Genomic DNA, 20,406 nt, shown 5'->3' with positions numbered 1-20,406 from the left:
AGTTCGCGCTTTTTTGCTTTTATAAGTATGCATAAATTTTTAGGGCTCCTAAGCTTTTTCATGGCTGTGCAAACCGCGCAGGCACAACGCGACACAACTATTACACTCTCGGCTGTTGGCGGTTTGAAATTCAATCAGACCCGACTGATTCTCAAGCCCAATACCCGCCTGAAACTAGTTCTTCAAAACAAAGATGATATGGCGCATAATCTGGTCGTTACGCGCCCAAATTCGCGGCTTCGCGTTGTTGAGTTTGCATTGGCACTTGGTAATAAAGGCCCGGCGTTGCATCACGTACCGGTGATGGACGAAGTATTAGCGCATACCGTGAGCGTTGAGCCCGGAAATATCGATTCGCTGCGTATTACGTTGCCAGAAGGTGCGTATCCTTTCGTGTGTACGTATCCAGGACATGGCTCGCTGATGTACGGTATCATTTACGCTACCAACGAACCGAAACGTTTGCCACCAATTACCGAGGATATTAACATACCAAATCCAAATCGCGTGGCAGAGGCTGCTCATGCACATCATCAGCCGGCGGCCTCCGGACATCCCTACGCGCTGAAACTTCCGGCTGTCTACCGCACATTTATGCCCGATTGCGGTCCGGCAGCTATTGCGGTAGGACTTCCTGGTGCCGATGGTGGCCAGTCGTATGTGTTTGATGCTGGGCAGTGCCGGTTGCGCTACGCCTGGTCGGGTGGTTTCGTAGACAATACGGAGCAATGGGATGGCAAAGGCCAGCGGCTGACGAAGGTTGTTGGCGAAATATACTATCGTGATAAAGGTGGATTTCCGTGGCGGGTAGGTACTAATGATCCTCAGCCGCTTTTTAAAGGATATCGGCTGGTGAATCGGTACCCTGAATTTCACTACGTAGTGAATGGCGTCGATGTTCGCGAACTGATTAAACCATTACCCGCCAAGCGTGGCCTGATTCGAACGTTTACGCTGAGTTCGGCCAAACAGGACGTAACGTTTCTGGCTACCGCTCAACCGGGAATCGAGCTAAAACCATCGGTTGGACGCTTCGAGAATGGGGCACTACGTCTGCCCACCGGGACCCGACAATTTTCAATAACCATCGAAACGAAATAACCGCCCAATCGTCCATGTTTGCTTCTCTTCTTCTTTCAATTTTTCTGATATCGACGCCACCAGCGGATACTATTTCGGATTATTACGAGATTGAAAACATTCCAATGCCGACGGGTCTGGTTGCCGAAACAGGTGGTATTACGTTTCTGCCCGACGGTCGGCTGGCGGCCTGTTTCCACCGGGGCGAGGTGATGCTCTACAATCCAAAAACCAAGACCTGGAAGCTTTTTGCCGAAGGCCTACATGATCCGCTGGGCATTCTGGCGCTCAGCAACAAAGAATTACTGGTGATGCAACGCCCGGAACTCACCCGCATAACGGATACCGATGGCGACGGCGTTGCCGACCAGTACACCACCGTAACCGATCAGTTTGGGATGTCTGGTAATTATCACGAGTTTGCTTTTGGGCCGGTACGTGATGCCAAAGGAAATCTATACATCAGTCTGAATACAGCCTCGAATGGGGCTGGTATTCGGGATGAGGTACGTGGCCAGTATGATGCATTGGGTCGGAAAGGGAGGATGTATGCCTGCGTACCGTATCGGGGGTGGATTTTGCAGGTTACGCCAGATGGTATAGTGAAGCCGTACGCTTCCGGCTTTCGGTCGCCGAACGGGATGGGGTTCGATGCCCAAGGGCGGCTTTATGTAAGTGATAATCAGGGCGACTGGCTCGGCACCAGCAAGTTATATCACGTGGAAGAAGGTAAATTTTACGGTCATCCAACAAGCCTCGTATGGCGCTCCGGATTCCCAGAAATTGACCCGTTGACATTACCCGTTAAGACGCTCGACAGTATGCGTACTGTAGAAAGTTTTGCTTTTCCGCATGAGTTTATGGCTCACTCGCCAACACAGCCTGTTCTGGATAATACGGGTGGAAAATTCGGGCCTTTTGCAGGTCAGTTGTTTGTGGGCGAAATGGATTTTCCACATCTATTACGTATCCTTCCCGACGAAGTGGGTGGACAGATGCAGGGGGCCTGTGTTCCGTTTCTTGAAAAAGCGGGCTCAAACGGAGTTCCGCTACGTATCGGCAACAATCGTCTGGCGTTTGCTTCCGACGGTAGTTTATATTTGGGCAAAGCCGATCATGGCTGGCTGGGCGACCGGGGTATTCAACGTATCAAGTACAAACCGGGTAAAGTACCACTCGATATTCTGGCAATGAAACTAACACCTACCGGTTTCAATCTGACATTCACAGAACCGCTCGATGAGAAAGCGGCCCAGGAGCTCACCAACTATCGTTTCCGTAGCTATTACTACGAATACCACCAAGCTTATGGCTCCAAGCAGATGGACGTACAGGCCGTTAACGTAACAAGCGCTACGTTGTCTGCCGACCGTAAAACCATATCGCTCAAACTGTCAGAACTAAAACCTGGCCGTATTTATGAATTAAATCTGGGTGATCTCAGAACTGGTAATGGGCAGAAAAAAATAATGAGCCGGACAGTGTGCTATACACTGAACCGGCTCATTATCTGAACCTAGATTTAGCTGATTGATAGATTTACAGGATTTTGTTATTTGATAAACCGCTTCGAAGAAGCGAAAAACAAAATCCTGCAAATCCATCAATCAGCTAAATCCAGGTTCGTATTACGCGTTTCCTAGTGTTCGTTCGGGTTCGTTGGCGCGGGTGGCTGGTACGTTCTCCATATTTCCACCCTCATTCCAATTGGTTTCGGTTACGTTCGTAGTATCGTCCTGCGCTAGCGAAGACTGTCCCCACGAGGCTCGTTTAGCTTCTTCGATGCGTCGCCTGTCGGCTTCGTCATCTTCACCCTCAATCTTATTCTCAGCGTCAATTTTTTCTACATCGCCTGGAACGTCGGTATCATTGCTACCAGCGACTCGTGAGGGCAGATCGTTCTCTAAACTCTTGTCATTCAGCTGAGATAGCTCCGGTGGCGTACCCATCGTGCTGTGCATACCTTGAGCGGCATATGACTCAGTGCTTTCTTTGCGGGAATTGCTACTTACACTCATAACGTTGATTGGTTTAGTACTAAATTGGAGATGAATTATCTAATACACGGGCTTGTTCTTCAGATCGGTACCCGTTTCTGCAATGTCGTCCTCACGCTCTTTTTGCGCCTGATCGGACTTATCAGAATCTTTGGTGCTGTCACCTTGCTTTTTAGCCTCTTTTTGCGCTTCGGGAGCTGGGACCTCATCGTTTGAAGCATAATCATCGGGGCCGTGCGTCGTTACGTCTACCATAGACGTATTACTTTTTGGCGCATCAGCGGCTGCCGAATTAAGCCCTTCCTCGGTTATCTCCAGCGAACTATTAGACATATCGCCCATTCGAAGCACGCCATTTTGGCTGTCCATATCAGTGCTTCCAATGGCACGGTCGTTACGTCCATCCTGCCCACCCCGAACCTGCTCACTATCTAGCCCGTTGGCTGAATTTTCCTGTTCGTAGTTATTCCGATTATCAGACAACGGTCTGTCTGCATCCGTATCGTCAGAACCAAACGGCCCTTCTGTACGACCATTGATCTGCGCTTCTTCTCGTTTTACATCCTTTTCGTCTTCCATGGCGTTGAGTGATTCTGTGTAAAGAATATAACCTTCTCTAGGGCGAAAAGTTTGTACAATTCACATGCGCCCTCCTGGTTGCCTCATACTAATCCATACAAGTAGACCGATGCGCTAACTCGTTTACGAATTATCAATGACGAGCCTACCGAAAAATTAATATACCTACCGAAAAATATACGTTCGCCCCCAAGATTGGGTAGAACCGAAAGATTCGTCGCTATTTTACGTAGGATTTGTTACCAGTTAAACGGGTTCGTATCTGTTTTTACACAAAAGCTTTTTGGGCCATGTAGGCTAGAAGCATTTTGGTCAATTCCTTTCTAGCAGAGAATTTTTAATAGTTGGATAAAGCGTAATGCAGAAAGCGGATCGACATTGTCGATCCGCTTTTTTTTACATTCTGAAATTAAAAAGAGGCCATCTGTATAGATGGCCTCTTTTTAAACGTAGCAATACAGTTTAGTCAACGTCCCAGAACAGTTTCGTAGCAAATACGTCAATTGTCCCTTGCGCTTTCACGTTGGCCGAATTAGAGCCTCCTTCTGTGTTTGGATAGAAGAAACGTAGTGGTCGTTTGTTCGCTTCTGGTACCTGTACACTCTGTGGTATAACGGGCAGGTTGGTACGACGGTATTCCGCCCATGCCTCCAGACCGTTTAAGTTTACGAAGGAAATCCACTTCTGAATGGCAATGGCAGCGAGTTTGTCGGTCGAAGAATCCCAATCGTAGTTTTGGATACGACTTCCTTTATAAGCGGTAGCGCCAGCAGTATTAGCGCCCAGCACCCGGAACGACTGCAAAATACCTTCCTCAAAATAAGCTTTTGCCGTACCTGGTAACGTTACGTCGCTGAACCGCTGTTTTGCTTCTGCCAGTAGGAACTGAACTTCAGAAGCCGTCATCAAAATATAAGGACGGTTGTATTCGCCTTTCACGATGAGGCTTGGTCCCAGCGAGGTCGTATTAGCGGGGAGGTAACCAGAACTGGCGCCGAAAGGCGTACCGGAGTAGTTTGCGGCAACTTCTTTCTGAGTGCTCACGCCTGGCGTAGTAGAGCTTTCGCCACCATTTGCATAAGCAATTCGCTTCAACCGGAGCGTATCACCAGCAGCTTTCAGGTTATTTACCAGGAACTGCGTTGGACGAGGGAAGTTATTCAACGCCCGTTTAGCGCCGTTAGCATCATATCCCCAACGGTCATAAACCGGGTTTAATTTACCGGCAGTAGCCAGATAAAACCCAGGACCGCCTACGCCCACATCATAACCCGTCACAAAGCCCGAACCTTCCGTTACGATCTTGTTGATTTCCGGCTTGATGTAAGCATCTCGTCCAGCAACCTTCGATTGACGAATCAGAATCCGCATTTTCAGTGAGTTAGCAAACTGAACCCATTTCGTAGTGCTGCCATTGAAAATAATGTCGGAACCAGTAAATGCACTGGCAAACGCATTGGCTTTCAAGTCGACAATGGCTTCGTCGAGCAGTGTAATCAACGACTCGTAGATAGCCTTCTGATCATCGAATTTTGGCGCAAGAGCGGCCGTCGCTTTCAACGCATCGCTGTAAGGCAGATTTCCATACATGTCCACCAATTGCTGGAACAGCATGGCTTTCATCACTTTCGACGGGCCTTTCAAATACTTCTGGCTGTTGGCATCCGCGTTGTTGATTACGTACTGGTAGTCTTCCAGATTGTCGTAATACGGGTCCCAGTAGTTAAAATCGCCATCGGTATACTGGTAGGCAAACTGGGTCGTGCTGATAATGTAGCCATTCCCCTGCGACCACTGGCCAGACCAGTAAAAGCCAACTTCGTTTGAACCTTGTCCGTTTGTGTTTCCGGCAATGTTAGTTGCTGTAGTAAACAGCGCATTCGTAAAGACAGTGCTCGGCGAAGCCGTAGGCAACTGGTTCGGGTTGGTATTAATGTCGAGAAAAGACGGATTACAACCACTACCAACCAAGGCCACGAAGGCCGTTATAATTATTGCTTTTAATTTCATGTCAAATCAATCGTTATGATACTTAAAACGACAGGTTAATATTGATACCATACTGACGAACAGGTGGTGTTTGCCGGGTAGTGTTAAGACCAATACCAGTAGCTGTACTCGTACTTGGTACGGCCGTACTACCCGGATCTGGGTTACCCTGGAAACTAAATTCTGGGTCGGTATAATAGTTCAGTTTATCAACAATCGTAATCAGGTTACGGCCATACAGAGCAATACTGGCACCTGAGAAGATTTTCGTTTTATTGATCAGATTTTGGGGCAGACGGTAAGCCAGGTTAATATCCCGAAGCTTGATGAACCAGGCTGGCGTAACGAAATTCTCCGAAATTAACCGATAATTGTCAACCCAAAGCGCATACTCAGCTTCACGCACCATCGTTGTGTTTGGCGATACCGTACCGTCGGCGTTTAAGATTGCCGAATTGGGGAAGATTTGCGGAGAACGATTCTCGGTCCATTTACCCGTTCCGGTAAAGGTCATCTGGCGGCCCAGATCGCTGAACATCACGTTGCCACCCCGATATTCGAAGTTGAACGTAAAGCTCAGATCACCGTATTCGATTTTAGAACCCAGACCAGCAATGTGCCGTGGCAACGTACCGCCACGCCCTACCAGCGACGTATTACGTAACGGATAACCCGTTGTTGCATTCACCAGCACCCGACCCGATCCATCCGGAGCGTACTGATAACCGTCCGTTTTCAGATACGGGAAACGCATATCTTTAATTACGTTGGTCGTAGCGTATGCTTGCCCGTTACTGTTATACTGGAATTCATTAATTCCTGGATATAGATCAACAACTTTGTTGTCGTTGTAAGAGTACCGTAGGCTGGCATCCCAGGAGAACTTACCTCCCCGGGCGATCAGGTATTTCAGCTCAGCTTCATAGCCCCAGTTTCTGGTCTCACCCACGTTGATCAGCAGGCTCGAGAAACCCGTTGACCGGGGAACGCTAACGGTAATTACCTGCCCTTTCGACGTCTGCGTATAGGCCGATACGTCGATGTTAATGCGGTTATTCAGCAACTGAAATTCGCCACCAACCTCATACGAATAAACCGTTTCTGGTTTTAGATTGGCGTCGGGCAACGTATTACCAACAGTCAGACCAACGGTGTTGCCAAATGGGAAGTTAGCGCCATTAGAGTACACCAGATCCAGACCATACAACGGAATATTGTCGTTTGCGTTCTTGTTGGCATTTAACCGGATTTTGGCATAGTTCAGGAAGTTAGAACGTATTGCCGGGAAAGCATCGGTAGCGATGAACGAAACAGCCGCTCCATAATACGGATAAGACCAATAGTTCGATGGGCGATTTGCCTTGTAGAAACGAGATGTAAAGTCGTAACGGAATGAACCGTTCACAATCAGCCAGTTTTTGTAATTCGCAGTCAGGTCAGCATAGTAACCATAGCGACGCTCTAACGTAGTGGTTTCGCCACCGGTCAATTCGCCCTGGCGGTTTGCTACGTTGTATACATCCGGAACCACAATTGAGCTAGAGCCAATACCAATTGATTTGGTAGCCCGTTGGTAGATGCTGTTGCCCAATAACAACTTAGTTGTTACCGGACCAAAATCTTTGGTAGCATTAATCTGAAATTCGTTGTTGATAACGTTTTCCGTTCCTGAGTAATCTAACACCGATCCCAGAATGTCAGTAATAGCGCGGTAGATCCCCGTTCCATCGCCGTCGCGGAAGAAAGGTGCTGGAATGAATGATTTCGATTTAGCCCAGTCTGAATACAGGAATTTTCCGGTTGTGTTTTTACCCGTACGTGAGTTGTTCATCATACCCAGCCGTTCGGTGATTGACAACCAGGGCGTAGCTTTCAACGTAGCACTAACGGTACCGTTCAGGTTCGCATCCTTGTACTTCAAGCGGTTGTTGTCAGCTTCAAAGTACGGGTTGTTATAATAGTCGTTATAAAAACCGTTCGGGTTTGCAAACTTATTGTTTTGCCAGTCGCGCAAATCAGAAAGGGGCAGGTTAGCTGGCTGATTCAATACGTTGTTGTAGAAATCTGAAGAAGTCCGATCATAAGCAGCCTGTGTATAAGCAGCGTTGAACGTAGCACTCAGTTTACCGACCTCTTTCGTACCCGATACGCGAGCACCGGTACGTTCGCTTTTATCGTGCGGAACGATACCAGCAATTTTCTGATTTTCAATCGACATGTAGAACGAACCCGTTTCGTCGCCACCCGAGAAATTAATCTGGTTGTTCATCGAAACGCCCGTATCAAAGGCTTTCCGGCGCGCATCAGGAATGGCCGAATACGGCAGCATATACTGACCACCATCTTCGGTTGTCCGGCCCTGCATACGTATCGATCCGTCGAACTGATCGCCATACTGCTGGTTTTCATACGACCGCCAGTTGTCTTTCAGACGCTCCAGATAATCAGTTTTGTAGCCAGCCGCACCAAAAGACGTAGAGTAGTGCGAACCTGAACCATACTTGTCCTGAAGTTGGGGTAAGAAGCTGATCTGCTCAAAGTTAGTGCTGTTCGAATAGTTAACTTTCAGCTTACCTCTCGTTCCTTTTTTCGTAGTGATGATCAAGGCACCGTTGATACCAGCCGAACCATATAACGTAGCAGCCTGACCTCCTTTCAAAATCGAAACGCTCTCGATATCATTTGGGTTGATCGTCGCCAGAATGGTAGAAGTAGTCTGCATACCATCCAATACAACCAGCGCTTCGTTGTTACCGGTTAATGAGCGGTAACCACGTAACACAACTTTTACCGCCGGATCAACACTGTTGTTGACGTTATAGACGGCCAGACCGGTTACTTTACCCGAAAGCGCCTGCGCCAACTGCGGAGAACGACCAACCGTTACGTCGCCCGTTTCTACTTTGGATACGGCATAACCGATTTCCCGCTGGCTTTTCCGAACCCCCTGCGCCGTTACAACAACTTCCTGAAGCTGGGATGCATCAGGCTTCAGAGAAAAATCAAGTGTGGTTTGATTCTCAACTTTTACGCTCGTTGTAGCAAAGCCAATAAAGCTAACCTGAAGTACGTCGCCCTTAGCGGCTGTGATCTGATACACACCATCTGCATTGGTGGTAGTGCCCTGGTTTTTGCCTTTGATAATGACGCTAACGCCAGGAAGTGGACTGTTATCCTCTGATGAAGTGACTTTTCCGCTAATGACCTGCGCCATCAATGGAATAGCGGAAAAGCACAGGATGAGCTGTGCTAGTAGAAACTTACGCATAAAACATGGTTTAAGTTAAGAAAGTGGTACTAAATTAATAATCCCGGTGCAAATATACCATTAGATAACAAATCAAAATTTTGCAATATTTAATAATTGTAGAATTAAAGCACTGTCTCTATCATTTCTATAGAATTTCCTTTGCTATAAATAAACTGCATATAAATTTTAGTATCCATATTACTTAAATTTTGGCCAATTATTTATGCATTTTTCATAAAATAGACTACTAATACGATTATACTTCATTGGATAGGTTATATGACATGACATTAATTTAATCGTATTTTAATCTTCCGAATAAGTAAATTTTTCTCTATGCGGTATAGATTTTATTAGAAAAGAACAATTTCCTGGTTGCTTTTACAACAAAAATGTCCGCTACATGTAGCGGACATTTTTGTTGTAAAAGCAGTTTAAAGCAATCCTATTGTTTATCCCACCAAACACGGGTGTATTGATCGTCTTTACCCTGACGAGTCACTACGTCATTGTAATTTTTGGTGTTGAGCGTTGTCACTGTTGTTGGATACGCTAACCGACGAGGAATATCTGTACCACCATTTAAGGGAGAAGCCGCAGGTTTTAATACAGGATAACCAGTACGTCTCCACTCGTTCCAGGCCTCAGTACCTTGATTGAATAAGGCAATCCACCGCTGGTTACCAATAACGGCAATAGCGTTTGCATCGGTGTAGGCAACGTCAGGCTGTGCGATGTACGTATTAAAAGCTGCGTCGGTATAGGCCGAACCCAACCATTGTTGCATCGATGCTTTAACAGCCGATTCATACAGGGTCTTCGCGTTACCGGTAGTCCATCCTAATTTAGCAGCTTCTGCCTGCGCAAATAATACCTCTGCATACGTCATGATATTGGCCGGTGCCGTCTGTGCGCTGATAGCCTGTCCTGCCAACGAATAATCCTGCGCTTTACCCGGTGCTGGGAAAACAGCATATGGAGCACCAACGTAGTCACCTTTCAGGTTTTTATCAGCGTAAATTGCTAAGCGTGGATCATTCAGTTTTTTTAAATAGTCGACGAACGTACTACTCACCGCAAAATCTTTCCGATTGTTACGTACATAGTTGGCGTACAGTGGATTTTCGTTGTTAACATCGGCCTGGAACTTGTATTGTACATTGTCAGCATTCGATGTCAGCACACCATCCGTCAACGCTGCATTGAACTCTGCTTTGCCTTTTGCCGGATCAACTTTCGATAGACGTAGTGCAGCAATCAGCCGGAACGAAGCCGCTAATTTTTTCCAGCGCGTAGCATTGCTAGCCAGAATAATATCACCTGTTACGGCTTTGCCGCCGTCGAATTGAGTAGCAGCTTCCTTCCATTCTTTAAACAGGTCATTATAAATATCCTGCTGTTTATCGAAAGCGGGCGAAAAATTCTGATCACCTTTCAACGCCTGCGTATAAGGCACATCGCCCCAACGGTCAGTAATAAACTGATAGATATACGCTCTCAGGATACGGGCAATCGCAATCTGGTTGCCATTGGAACCATATTGAGCAGCTCCCCCACGTGTGGCTTCGTTTGTATTCTGATCAATTACCGCCTGAAGGTTTACGAGCGGTCCTGCATACAAACCATTGAAGCTGAAGTTGATCGTTTTATAACGCGAATCCTCGATGTATGTTACATCAGAAAACTGCTGTACGTAAAGAGCTGGAGCAATGTTAAAACCCCCAGGTCCTACCTGAGAATTAATTGTTCCTACGGTACGCTGAGCTCCCGTCATCAGACTGGCTGTGTTTGGGAAAAGTGCACTGTTCGGGTTTACATTAAGCTCCTCGAATTTGCTACAAGCTGCTGTTGTTAGCAACAATCCGCCTAGAAGTATTGATTGATATGCTTTCATTGTTGTTGACAGAATCTTTTGTACGTCAAGTACAAGTCGTTTACTATATATTAAACGCCCTGTACTTAACGATATTATTGGTATACTTATAGGCTTAAACGAAGGTTAATACCGAACGAACGAACTGGAGGTAATTGACCACCTTCGTACCATAGGGTCTCTGACTCAGAGATATCAATACCACCGCCAATAGCGCTGTAGATCAGCACTGGGTTACGAGCGATCAGCGAAATGTTAGCTGATTGTACGAATTTACCTAGCATACGCTTAGGCAGGTTGAAGCCAAAAGCAACCTCGCGCAGTTTAACATAGGTTTTGTCGTAGATCCACCGCTCGTTCAGCGCAAACAACCAGCCTTCATACAGGTTCTGAGCATCTACACGGGTTGTATTCTGACGGCCATCTTCGGTTACGCCATCGAGCAGTATACCGCCACCCGTTGATGGATCATCCCGTTTTGGCTTACCAAGTTCATTCAACCCAGCTGTTTCTTCGCTCAGACCAGAACCGGCGTTAAACATTTTGGTTGTTGAGAAGAATTTACCACCTACAACAAAGTCAGTATTCACACGTAGCGTTAACCCTTTGTAGCTGAATGTATTCAACCAGCCCCCTTTAAATTTCGGCAGTACCGAACCCAGTTCTACGTTATCTTCTTTGATATATAGCCCAGCGTTGGCTCCGCTACCATATACCATTGGCCGACCACTCGCATCTTTTTTGATACCCTGGCCTACCAGCGTACCCCAGTCACGAGGAGAACCGTCGGTACCGGTACGTGCGTTCAGCGTCAGCGTACGCCATTGTGGACCATCAATCTGGTAGTTGGTCAGGCCGCTAGCCAGTTCAATAACCTGCGAACGGTTGCGGTCGGCATTGAGGTCAAATTCCCAGTTGAATCCATTCGGATTTTTAATTGGGTTAGCATAGATGTGCAATTCCAAACCCGTTGTACGAATCAAACCGGCGTTAACAACAGCATTCGTGTACCCGCTGGTTGGGTCAACAGGCAGCGGAATGATCTGGTCTTTGTTGTCATTCCGATACGCCGTAAATTCTAAACCAATCCGATTGCCCAGGAAACGCAGGTCGATGCCTCCTTCATAAGACGAAGACAGACCGGGTTTTAGATTGGCGTTTGGCAACGTACCAGGCAGGAAAGCCGTTGAGTTTGTTCCATATGGCTGACCAGCCGTATAGGCAAGTGCAGTTTGATACGGCCCTACGTCGGTACCGACCTGCGCATAACCCGCGCGGATTTTGGCGTACGACACCGTATTGCTCTTTGGCAACAGTTCAGTCAGAATTAAACCAGCCGACAGCGACGGATAGAAATAAGAGTTATTAGCTTTAGGCAACGTCGACGACCAGTCGTTACGTGCCGAAGCTTCTACGAAGACGAAATCACGGAAACCAATACTTACGTTACCAAATACGCTATTTACTTGACGTTGGTACAGGTAGTTATTGGCCAGCGGACGCCCAATCGAAGCCGCTATATTGTAGAAACCTGGTGCAGAAAGACCACCTTGCGTAGCCTGAAATAAACCGTCAATGCGGTTATAACGGATGTTACCACCCGCGTTAGCAACAATTGACAGATCTTTAAGATTCTGGTTGTAATTCACCAGCAACTCATAGTTGTTTTCACGGCTGTTTGACGTAAACGTCGAGAAACCACCGGCACCACCTTCGTTCAGCGTACCGATCGCAATTCGACCTTCCTGATAGAAAGCGCTCTGATCTCTACGTACTGTAGCAGAAGCTTTTAAAGCAGGGGTAAACTGATACGTTAGACCAAAATCTCCAAACAGCCGGTCGGTACGATTGGTGTTGGTGTTTTCGTAAGCTTGCGTATAAGGACTATCCCAGTACTTAGGCTTAGGATCAAGAGGTCCACCAATGTTCCAGCTTCGGAACGTACCATCTGGATTCTTGTAATTACGTAAGTCTTCTATAGTTAGCTGACGCTGAAACCACTGATTGAAGCTACCAATAGTTTGGTTAAAGCCATTCAATATACTGTTCGATATTCCCAGCGGGCTGCTTTGCGGAGTCGTTCCACCGGATGAACCATAGCGGTCAGCGGGCTGGTTCTTCGTATTGGTTGACGTGTAATTAATATTGAGGTTGGCCGTCAAATTCTTGGCAAACGTAATCGAATTCTTGGCGCTGATGTAATCCCGGGTCTGTGACGAATTCGGGATGATACCGTTATTGATGATGTGTGTATATGAAATCCGGCTCTGGAACACATCAGTACCGCGCGAGAAAGCAATGTTGGTGTTATTGCTAATTGGTTTTTCGAAAAAGTCACGAACGTTGTTAGGCTGTGGCGAGAAAGGAGTCAACTGCCCAAACGCGGGCCCTTGCTGCCAAGAGGCTGCCGAACGATGTGGAGAGCCATCCAACCGTGGGCCCCAGCTTTCATCAGCAGAATAGTCCAGAATTTTCTGCCCGTTGAACGATGACCATGCTGCCGGGTGAATTTTAGGGTCGAATTGGAAGGTTTCCCACTCCTGCGAGTACCCACCGCCGTATTCGTTCTGATATTTAGGCAGCAGTGCCACCATATCCAACGTAGTGCTGTGGTTGATATCAAGGCGGGTTTCACCAGCCTTTGCACGCTTCGTAGTAATTACGATAACGCCCGCCGAAGCCCGGTTACCATACAGAGCAGTTGCGGATGGTCCTTTCAGTACAGACAGATTGTCTACATCATCCATATTCACTTGGCTGATGTCGGTTGGCGTACCGTCTACAATATAAAGAGGATCGCCACCCGTCAGCGAGTTAATACCCCGGATGCGAATGTTTGGACTACCAAATTTAGCTCCCGACTGCCCTAGGACCTGCACCCCAGCCACTTTACCGGCAAGTGCGTTACCTACGTTCTGATCGCGGGCGAAATTCAGTTTGTCCGCTTTAACGTCCTGAACAGCATAGTTCAGCGCTTTTTTATCGCGGGCAATACCTAACGCTGTTACAACCACTTCCTGCAGCTGTGACGCATCAGGAGCGAGTGTTACGTTAATTGTTGACTGATTGCCGATAGCAACCTCCTGTCGTGCAAATCCGATAAACGAGAAAATCAGTGCTGCTGCATTATCCGGTACATTAATGCTATAAGTACCAGATGCATCCGTAGTTGTACCGCGTGTGGTGCCTTTAACCGCGATGTTCACCCCCGGTAGCGGAGAGCTGTCTTCTGATGAAGTGATTTTTCCGGTAATAACTCGATCCTGAGCTAACAACGGAATAGCGAACAAACACAGCATGAGCTGCGTCAGTAGAAATTTACGCATAACGTTATTTAAGTTAAGATTTGATTAAACTCTTCTTCAAAGTTATTACATATTCTTAAAATAATATTCGTTTCCTTATGCAGATTTTTATCTTGAAAGTATATAAAATATTTTTATACGGAATAGAATTTTAAAAAAATGGTTTTACAGTTAATTCTATCCATTTTTTTTATTCACGAAAGCATTTACGTATTACATACATTAATTTGTCAAAAAATATTTTTTAACCTTATTTTAATCATAAATAACCTTTTCTTTATATATGTTTACAAAACAATATATCATTACAAATATTGATATAACTTAACATGCCTCTCGAGGTTACATTTTGAATATCTGATAAAACTACCTATACTGTATATAAGCAATTTTACGGATAAAACTTAAGGATTTTCCACTAAGTTTTAATGAAAAGTTTAGATAAATTAATGTCTATTATTCGCATAACTATCCCTTCATAAAACGCACTAATCCTGCCTCGATTAGTAGAAAAACGAGTGACCCTAATAAGAAATATTTCCAGAGACTTTTTCCTAAATTTTCCTTCTCTAATACTTGTACAAAATCGCCATCCTGAATACTATCAAAAACTTCTACATTAGGCTGATTCGAAAAGGCACGACGTAACTCATCTGCTGAGTAGAAGTTCATTGCTGACTCCTGATTACCGTGATTTAACGCTAGTAAACGCTCCGTTTTATTATCTAACTGTAACTCATAATAGCCCGATTCAACTTCCTGTCCCGCAGCCAGCTCGTTACTTTTTGGCATTTCTAGTAGTAGCTGATTACCAACTACGCGCTGCACAGGAATGATCTCCAGTTTATCATGTTTGAGCTTATAAACGGCTCGTTCTGAGGGATTGTTTACAGGAATACTTATTAAGTTTTCGTCGAATGAATAGGCTGTACGTTTAGGCCTTACACTCAGTGCTGCCATTTTATACATAACCGGCACAAAAAGCGCGTGTTCGGCCAGATTTCCATAAGATGACGTCAGCGGATTAGCCAGTATATAAACATTTCCCTGCTGCGAATTTGCCCCTCCCCCAACGGTTGAATGAGTTAACAATGGACTACCGTCGCGCAGATTAAGCAGTCTTTCGCCTGCACTCCAACGCCAAACAGGAGCTGATGTAGGCATATTAAGGGGTTCGGATTGGTAGCTCTGCTGGAATACATCCCGAAAAAATGGATTACGCCTGTCGGGCTCAGCAACGGGAAGCGTATTGGGCTCTACTCCGGCAACGGCACTGACTTGCAGATTAGTTACTCCAAGATTACGTAGAAAAGGGCCATACGACGTAGCATTCGGATTTGTCGGTGGAATAATCGTAAGACTACCACCCTGACGAACAAATCGTTCCAACTCAGTACGCAATGTACCATTCACATCGGTCACGCCTTCTAAAACTACTAAATCGGTTTCTTTCAACTGCCCCACATCGAAGTTCTGAGCGTTGAAACTCCGTCTGACAAATAAGCTATCATTTGAATAAACAGCGTCGATGTAATCTGTTGAGCGATTAGGAGAACTTGCTTTTTGTTCAAACAGGTGCAACACACGTACGGCTGGTGAAGCTTCAATCACGAAAAAGTATTGGTTGTCGAACGTAATTGGAAAATCTTCAAATACAATTCTTCCCCGATGGTACCCTTTAGCTGTTACGTTAAAATTCAGTGAAACTGTCGCTGATCCGCCTGGCGGCAAATCTGCTGTAGCGGTTGAGGTCTGGGCATCATCAAGATACAGACGCACCGGCAGATTCTTTACATTTTCCCGACCAGCATTAGTTAGCTTGACATTCAGGCTATTATTCTGCATTTCACGAATAAAAGGCGTACTAAGCCAAACTGAATCCACGTAAACATTTTTCGTAGACTGGGCATCCAGGGGGACAATAAATAGGCGATCGGTAGTATCAACTTTTAGTTGTGATAAGTCTCCAGCGGTGCTTTTTTGGAAATCAGAAAACCAAAACAACTGATTTTTGCCGCCCGGATTGAGTGAACTCAACAGGTTACGTTGCCGCCGATATACTGTTTCAAGTGTACGGGGAGTATGAGCAAATCGAATTGACGTAACGCGATCACGAATAGACTCGGCGGTCCCGGCCTGTTGCTCAGCTACCGAAAAATCATTTGTTAATAATTGAAGAGACGTAGCATTACGGAACAGCGTCAATAGTTCATCAAGTTTCCCAATCGCTATATCCAGATATCGCTTTGTGTTACGTTCATTTTGCATGCTGAATGAATTATCGACATACAAACTCGTTACGCCCTGCCGTGACAAACCCAATTTGTTCTTACTGGGAATAAACGGTTGTGCAAACGCCAGCACCAGACATATAAGAAATAAGCAACGACAAGCTAAGATAAGCCAATGTTTCAGCCGACGAAACGATTTCGTTTCGGTCTGAACAGTGCGTAATAATGCTACGTTGGTGAAAAACACCCGACGTGTACGTCGGAAATTAAATAAATGGATGGCAATTGGAACCGATATGGCCATCAAGCCAAACAAGAAGGAAGGATATAGGAAGTTCATTCAGAGTATTTGCCGCGAACTATATTTTCTTACTAACGACCTAACATAGGCCTTTCGTTTCTTCGGTGCCCAAGTTAATCAGGGATTGTGATAACATAAAATGCCCCGACTCCTTGAGCCGGGGCTGATTTCTGAACCGGGATTCAATTGATTGAGGGATTTTCAGGGTTTCATTGTTAGCAACGCGATTCAAAGAATCGGAAAACAAAATCCTGTAAATCCCTCAATCTGCTTGATCCTGGTTTTACAAAGTTCGCTTCACTTCTTTTAGTTCGAAGCTTTCGATGATATCGCCTACTTCGATGTCGTTGAAGTTTCTAATACTCAGACCACATTCGTAGCCAAACTTCACTTCATTGACGTCTTCCTTAAAGCGCTTCAAGGCACTGATTTCGCCAGTATGGATCACGATGAAGTCACGAATGATTCGGATTTTATTGTTCCGCTTGATGTTTCCTTCCGTTACGTAGCAACCTGCTACCGTACCAACTTTACTAATTTTGAACACCTCACGAACTTCAATATTTCCGACAATCACTTCTTCTACAGTCGGTGCCAACAGACCCTCCATAGCATCTTTGACTTCATTGATGGCGTCGTAGATGATGGAATACAGACGAATTTCAATCTGCTCCTGTTCAGCCAGTTTACGCGCACTCGAAGATGGACGAACCTGGAAACCAACAATCACAGCATCCGAAGCCGAAGCCAGCAATACGTCTGATTCTGAGATCTGACCAACCGCTTTATGAATGATGTTCACCTGAACTTCTTCCGTCGACAGTTGCAACAACGAATCTGACAGCGCCTCTACAGAGCCATCCACGTCGCCTTTTACAATGACGTTCAATTCTTTGAACGTACCGATAGCTTTCCGGCGGCCAATTTCTTCGAGCGTAATGTGCTTGCGGGTACGTAGCGACTGTTCGCGCAGGAGTTGTTCACGTTTATTCGCAATTTCACGAGCTTCCCGCTCTGTTTCCATTACGTTAAACTTATCACCTGCCTGCGGAGCACCCGGTAATCCCAGAATCTGAACGGGTGTAGCCGGTCCTGACTCTTTGATACGTTCGCCACGGTCATTCGTCATGGCCCTGATACGTCCGTAATGAGCGCCAACTAGCATTATGTCACCCTGACGTAGCGTACCATTTTCAATCAGCACGGTCGATACGTATCCACGACCTTTATCAAGTGATGCTTCGATAACTGTACCAAAAGCGCGCCGGTCGGGGTTAGCTTTTAGTTCGAGCAATTCGGCTTCAAGCAAAACTTTCTCAAGTAGATCATCAACGCCCATACCCGATTTTGAGGATATTTCCTGCGCCTGGTATTTACCACCCCACTCTTCAACGAGCAGGTTCATAGAAGCCAATTCCGTCCGAATTTTTTCGGCGTCTGCACCAGGCTTATCTACTTTCGAGAATGCAAAGACAATGGGTACACCTGCTACCTGCGCGTGGTTGATGGCCTCACGCGTCTGTGGCATTACGCTGTCGTCAGCTGCAATAACGATAATTACTACGTCGGTAACTTTAGCCCCCCGTGCACGCATAGCTGTAAAGGCTTCGTGGCCAGGCGTATCGAGGAAGGTTATTTTACGATCGTCGGCAGTTTTTACGCTATACGCACCGATGTGCTGCGTAATACCACCGGCTTCACCAGCAGCAACTTTTGCCCGACGGATGTAATCAAGTAATGATGTTTTACCGTGGTCAACGTGGCCCATGATCGTAACAATCGGAGCACGTGGCTGAAGTTCATCTGGCTCATCAGCTTCTACGTCGATACCAGCTTCGGTTTCGTCTTCAGCCGATACAAACTGAACGTCGTAACCAAACTCATCAGCAATCACCGTAATGGCCTCAGCGTCTAACCGCTGGTTAATCGATACGAACATACCGAGGTTCAGACATACTGAAATAACGTCGTTAATCGATACGTCCATCAGCGAGGCCAGGTCGTTAGCAGAAACGAACTCGGTCACTTTCAGCGTTTTTGCTTCAAGTTCTTCCTGTTCGTTCATCAAACGACGGTCTTCTTCCCGCTGATTCCTCCGATCGCGCCGACGGTCTGCTCCCCGGTTTGGCGTATTACCCAGCATCCGGGCGTTCGTTTGCTGAATAGCTTTCCGAACGTCAGCCTGCGTAGGCACCTCACGGCGGTTATTTCCGCCGGAACGATCACCGCCACCACGATTGCGGTCGCCACCACCACCACGATTACGGTCACGGTTACCACCTCCGCCTTTATTGGCGTTATTATTGGTGCTACCTCCACCTCCTCGGTTAGCAGTGTTATTATTTTCCTGAGGCTGGGTGTTATTGTTGTTATTACCTCCTGCCCGGTTGTTTACATTTTGATTACGTTCGCCTTGCTGACGATTGTTATTGTCCTGACGATTACCATCCTGGCGGTTGCCATCGCGCTGACCACCTTGATTACGGTCACCTTGGCCTCCCTGACGGTTGACAGGACCACGATCTCCATCACGCGGGCCACGGTCATTACGAACGTTGTTTCCACCCTGTCCCTGAGGCTGATTACCACCGCCTTGATTAGGCTGGGCTGTGCTACCTAAAGCGCCTTCGCGTCCACCACGAATGCGTTTACGTTTTTTCTTGTCAGCATTGTTACCCTGTCCTCCCTGGCGGGGATTATTGACCGGTAATTCGATCTTACCCAGAATTTTCAGCCCACCTAGCTGATGGCTACCAGCGGCCCGAATGGTTTCCGTCGGCACATTAGTATCTTCATCATCGGCAGGCTCAACCGGCTTATTAGCTGACGCAACAGGTTTTTGTATAGCTACCGGCGTTTTCTCAGCCGGTGGCGTTGGTGGCGTTACGTTCTGTCTTTCAGGACGAGCTTCCGTCTTTTCTGCTTCAGCTTTAGGTACTGAAACTTCAATGGGTTTTTCAGCCACAACCGGAGCCGGCTTGTTTTCTTTTTGCTCTGCTGGTTTCTCTACGGCTACAGGAACCGGTGGTGGAGTTACAGCTTTGACTTCTACAGGTTTTTCTACTGCTGGAGGGGGTGTAGAAACCACAGGTGGCACAGGCTTTAGCTCTTCAGCTTTTGCTGTTTCCACTGGTTTAACAGGTTGCTGGGGTGGTTTAACTTCCTGCGGGGGCGTTACTTTTGCCTGTGGCTGAACTGCCTGTGGTTGAACAGGCGGAGTTGCCGGCTTTGGATTTAAATCAATTTTACCCAGAATTTTTAACCCTGGCAAACCGGTCTGCGCCGATTGCTGAGCAGGCTTTGGCTCCACTGGTGTTTGTTTCACCGGTTCTACAGGAGCCGTTGTTGGTTTATTTTCCACAATTGGACGTCTCGCGTCCTCACGACGCCAAGCTACGACATCCTCCTCCTGACGGCGTGGAGGCTCAGCCACCGCAGCCGGAGCTTCGGTACGTCGAGCTCCGCTCAGGAGTTCCGTTGATTTGTATTCCTTCGCTAACACCTCCAACTGTTCCATGTTGATTTTGGTGTTAGGATTTACTTCAACCTTAAACCCTTTGGCAGACAGACTACTCGCAACAGAGGAAAGTCCTTTGTTGAGAATTTTTGCCACTTGGCTCAGGCGCATTGACTTTTCTTCTGCCATATGTATGGTCTATATTCGGCAAATTTAATGGTTGTTCTTATGGTATGAACAATAGTTACTGCAATTAAAATCCCGCTTTGGTAAAAGTGTTTGTTAATGACGAGTGATAAGCGATGAGTAATGTATGTTTTTCTCGCGAAAGACAGTTCATTACT

The 20,406-nt window shown here is 46.5% G+C and carries 10 protein-coding genes; 2 read left to right on the top strand and 8 right to left on the bottom strand.

The annotated features are described in order from the left end of the window. Positions 1-27 precede the first annotated feature (27 nt). Positions 28-1,101 (top strand): plastocyanin/azurin family copper-binding protein, encoded by a 1,074-nt coding sequence (locus ACYVF1_RS30300; RefSeq protein ID WP_461086112.1) that lies wholly within the window; start codon positions 28-30, stop codon positions 1,099-1,101. 14 nt (positions 1,102-1,115) lie between these two features. Beyond that, a complete protein-coding gene (locus tag ACYVF1_RS30295) occupies positions 1,116-2,594 on the top strand; it encodes a PQQ-dependent sugar dehydrogenase (RefSeq protein ID WP_461086110.1) in 1,479 nt (492 codons plus the stop codon). Between the two features lie 114 nt (positions 2,595-2,708). On the opposite strand, the gene ACYVF1_RS30290 is transcribed toward ACYVF1_RS30295, so the two are convergent. The 8 genes from ACYVF1_RS30290 to infB all read right to left on the bottom strand — a co-directional run bounded on the left by ACYVF1_RS30290 (position 2,709) and on the right by infB (position 20,251). Beyond that, positions 2,709-3,098, bottom strand: a complete 390-nt coding sequence (locus ACYVF1_RS30290; protein WP_461086108.1) for a hypothetical protein — start codon at positions 3,096-3,098, stop codon at positions 2,709-2,711. Between the two features lie 39 nt (positions 3,099-3,137). Then, complete coding sequence (locus ACYVF1_RS30285; RefSeq protein ID WP_461086106.1) at positions 3,138-3,656, bottom strand: hypothetical protein; 519 nt, start codon at positions 3,654-3,656, stop codon at positions 3,138-3,140. Positions 3,657-4,118: 462 nt separating this feature from the next. Next, complete coding sequence (locus ACYVF1_RS30280; RefSeq protein ID WP_461086104.1) at positions 4,119-5,666, bottom strand: SusD/RagB family nutrient-binding outer membrane lipoprotein; 1,548 nt, start codon at positions 5,664-5,666, stop codon at positions 4,119-4,121. Between the two features lie 22 nt (positions 5,667-5,688). Continuing rightward, entirely contained in the window at positions 5,689-8,913 is a 3,225-nt protein-coding gene (locus ACYVF1_RS30275; protein ID WP_461086102.1) for a SusC/RagA family TonB-linked outer membrane protein, read from the bottom strand. A gap of 427 nt (positions 8,914-9,340) precedes the next feature. Beyond that, on the bottom strand, positions 9,341-10,789 hold the full coding sequence (locus tag ACYVF1_RS30270) for a SusD/RagB family nutrient-binding outer membrane lipoprotein (RefSeq protein ID WP_461086100.1): 1,449 nt from the start codon (positions 10,787-10,789) through the stop codon (positions 9,341-9,343). Between the two features lie 86 nt (positions 10,790-10,875). Beyond that, positions 10,876-14,094: a SusC/RagA family TonB-linked outer membrane protein gene (locus tag ACYVF1_RS30265; protein WP_461086098.1), complete on the bottom strand. Its 3,219-nt coding sequence runs from the start codon at positions 14,092-14,094 to the stop codon at positions 10,876-10,878. Positions 14,095-14,541: 447 nt separating this feature from the next. Continuing rightward, entirely contained in the window at positions 14,542-16,644 is a 2,103-nt protein-coding gene (locus ACYVF1_RS30260) for a BatA domain-containing protein (protein ID WP_461086096.1), read from the bottom strand. Positions 16,645-16,888: 244 nt separating this feature from the next. Further along, positions 16,889-20,251, bottom strand: coding sequence for a translation initiation factor IF-2 (gene infB, locus ACYVF1_RS30255; RefSeq protein WP_461086094.1), 3,363 nt, complete (start codon positions 20,249-20,251; stop codon positions 16,889-16,891). Positions 20,252-20,406 lie beyond the last annotated feature (155 nt).

It is taken from the genome of Spirosoma flavus, from assembly GCF_054778555.1.
This window is presented reverse-complemented; position numbering and strand designations above follow the sequence as displayed.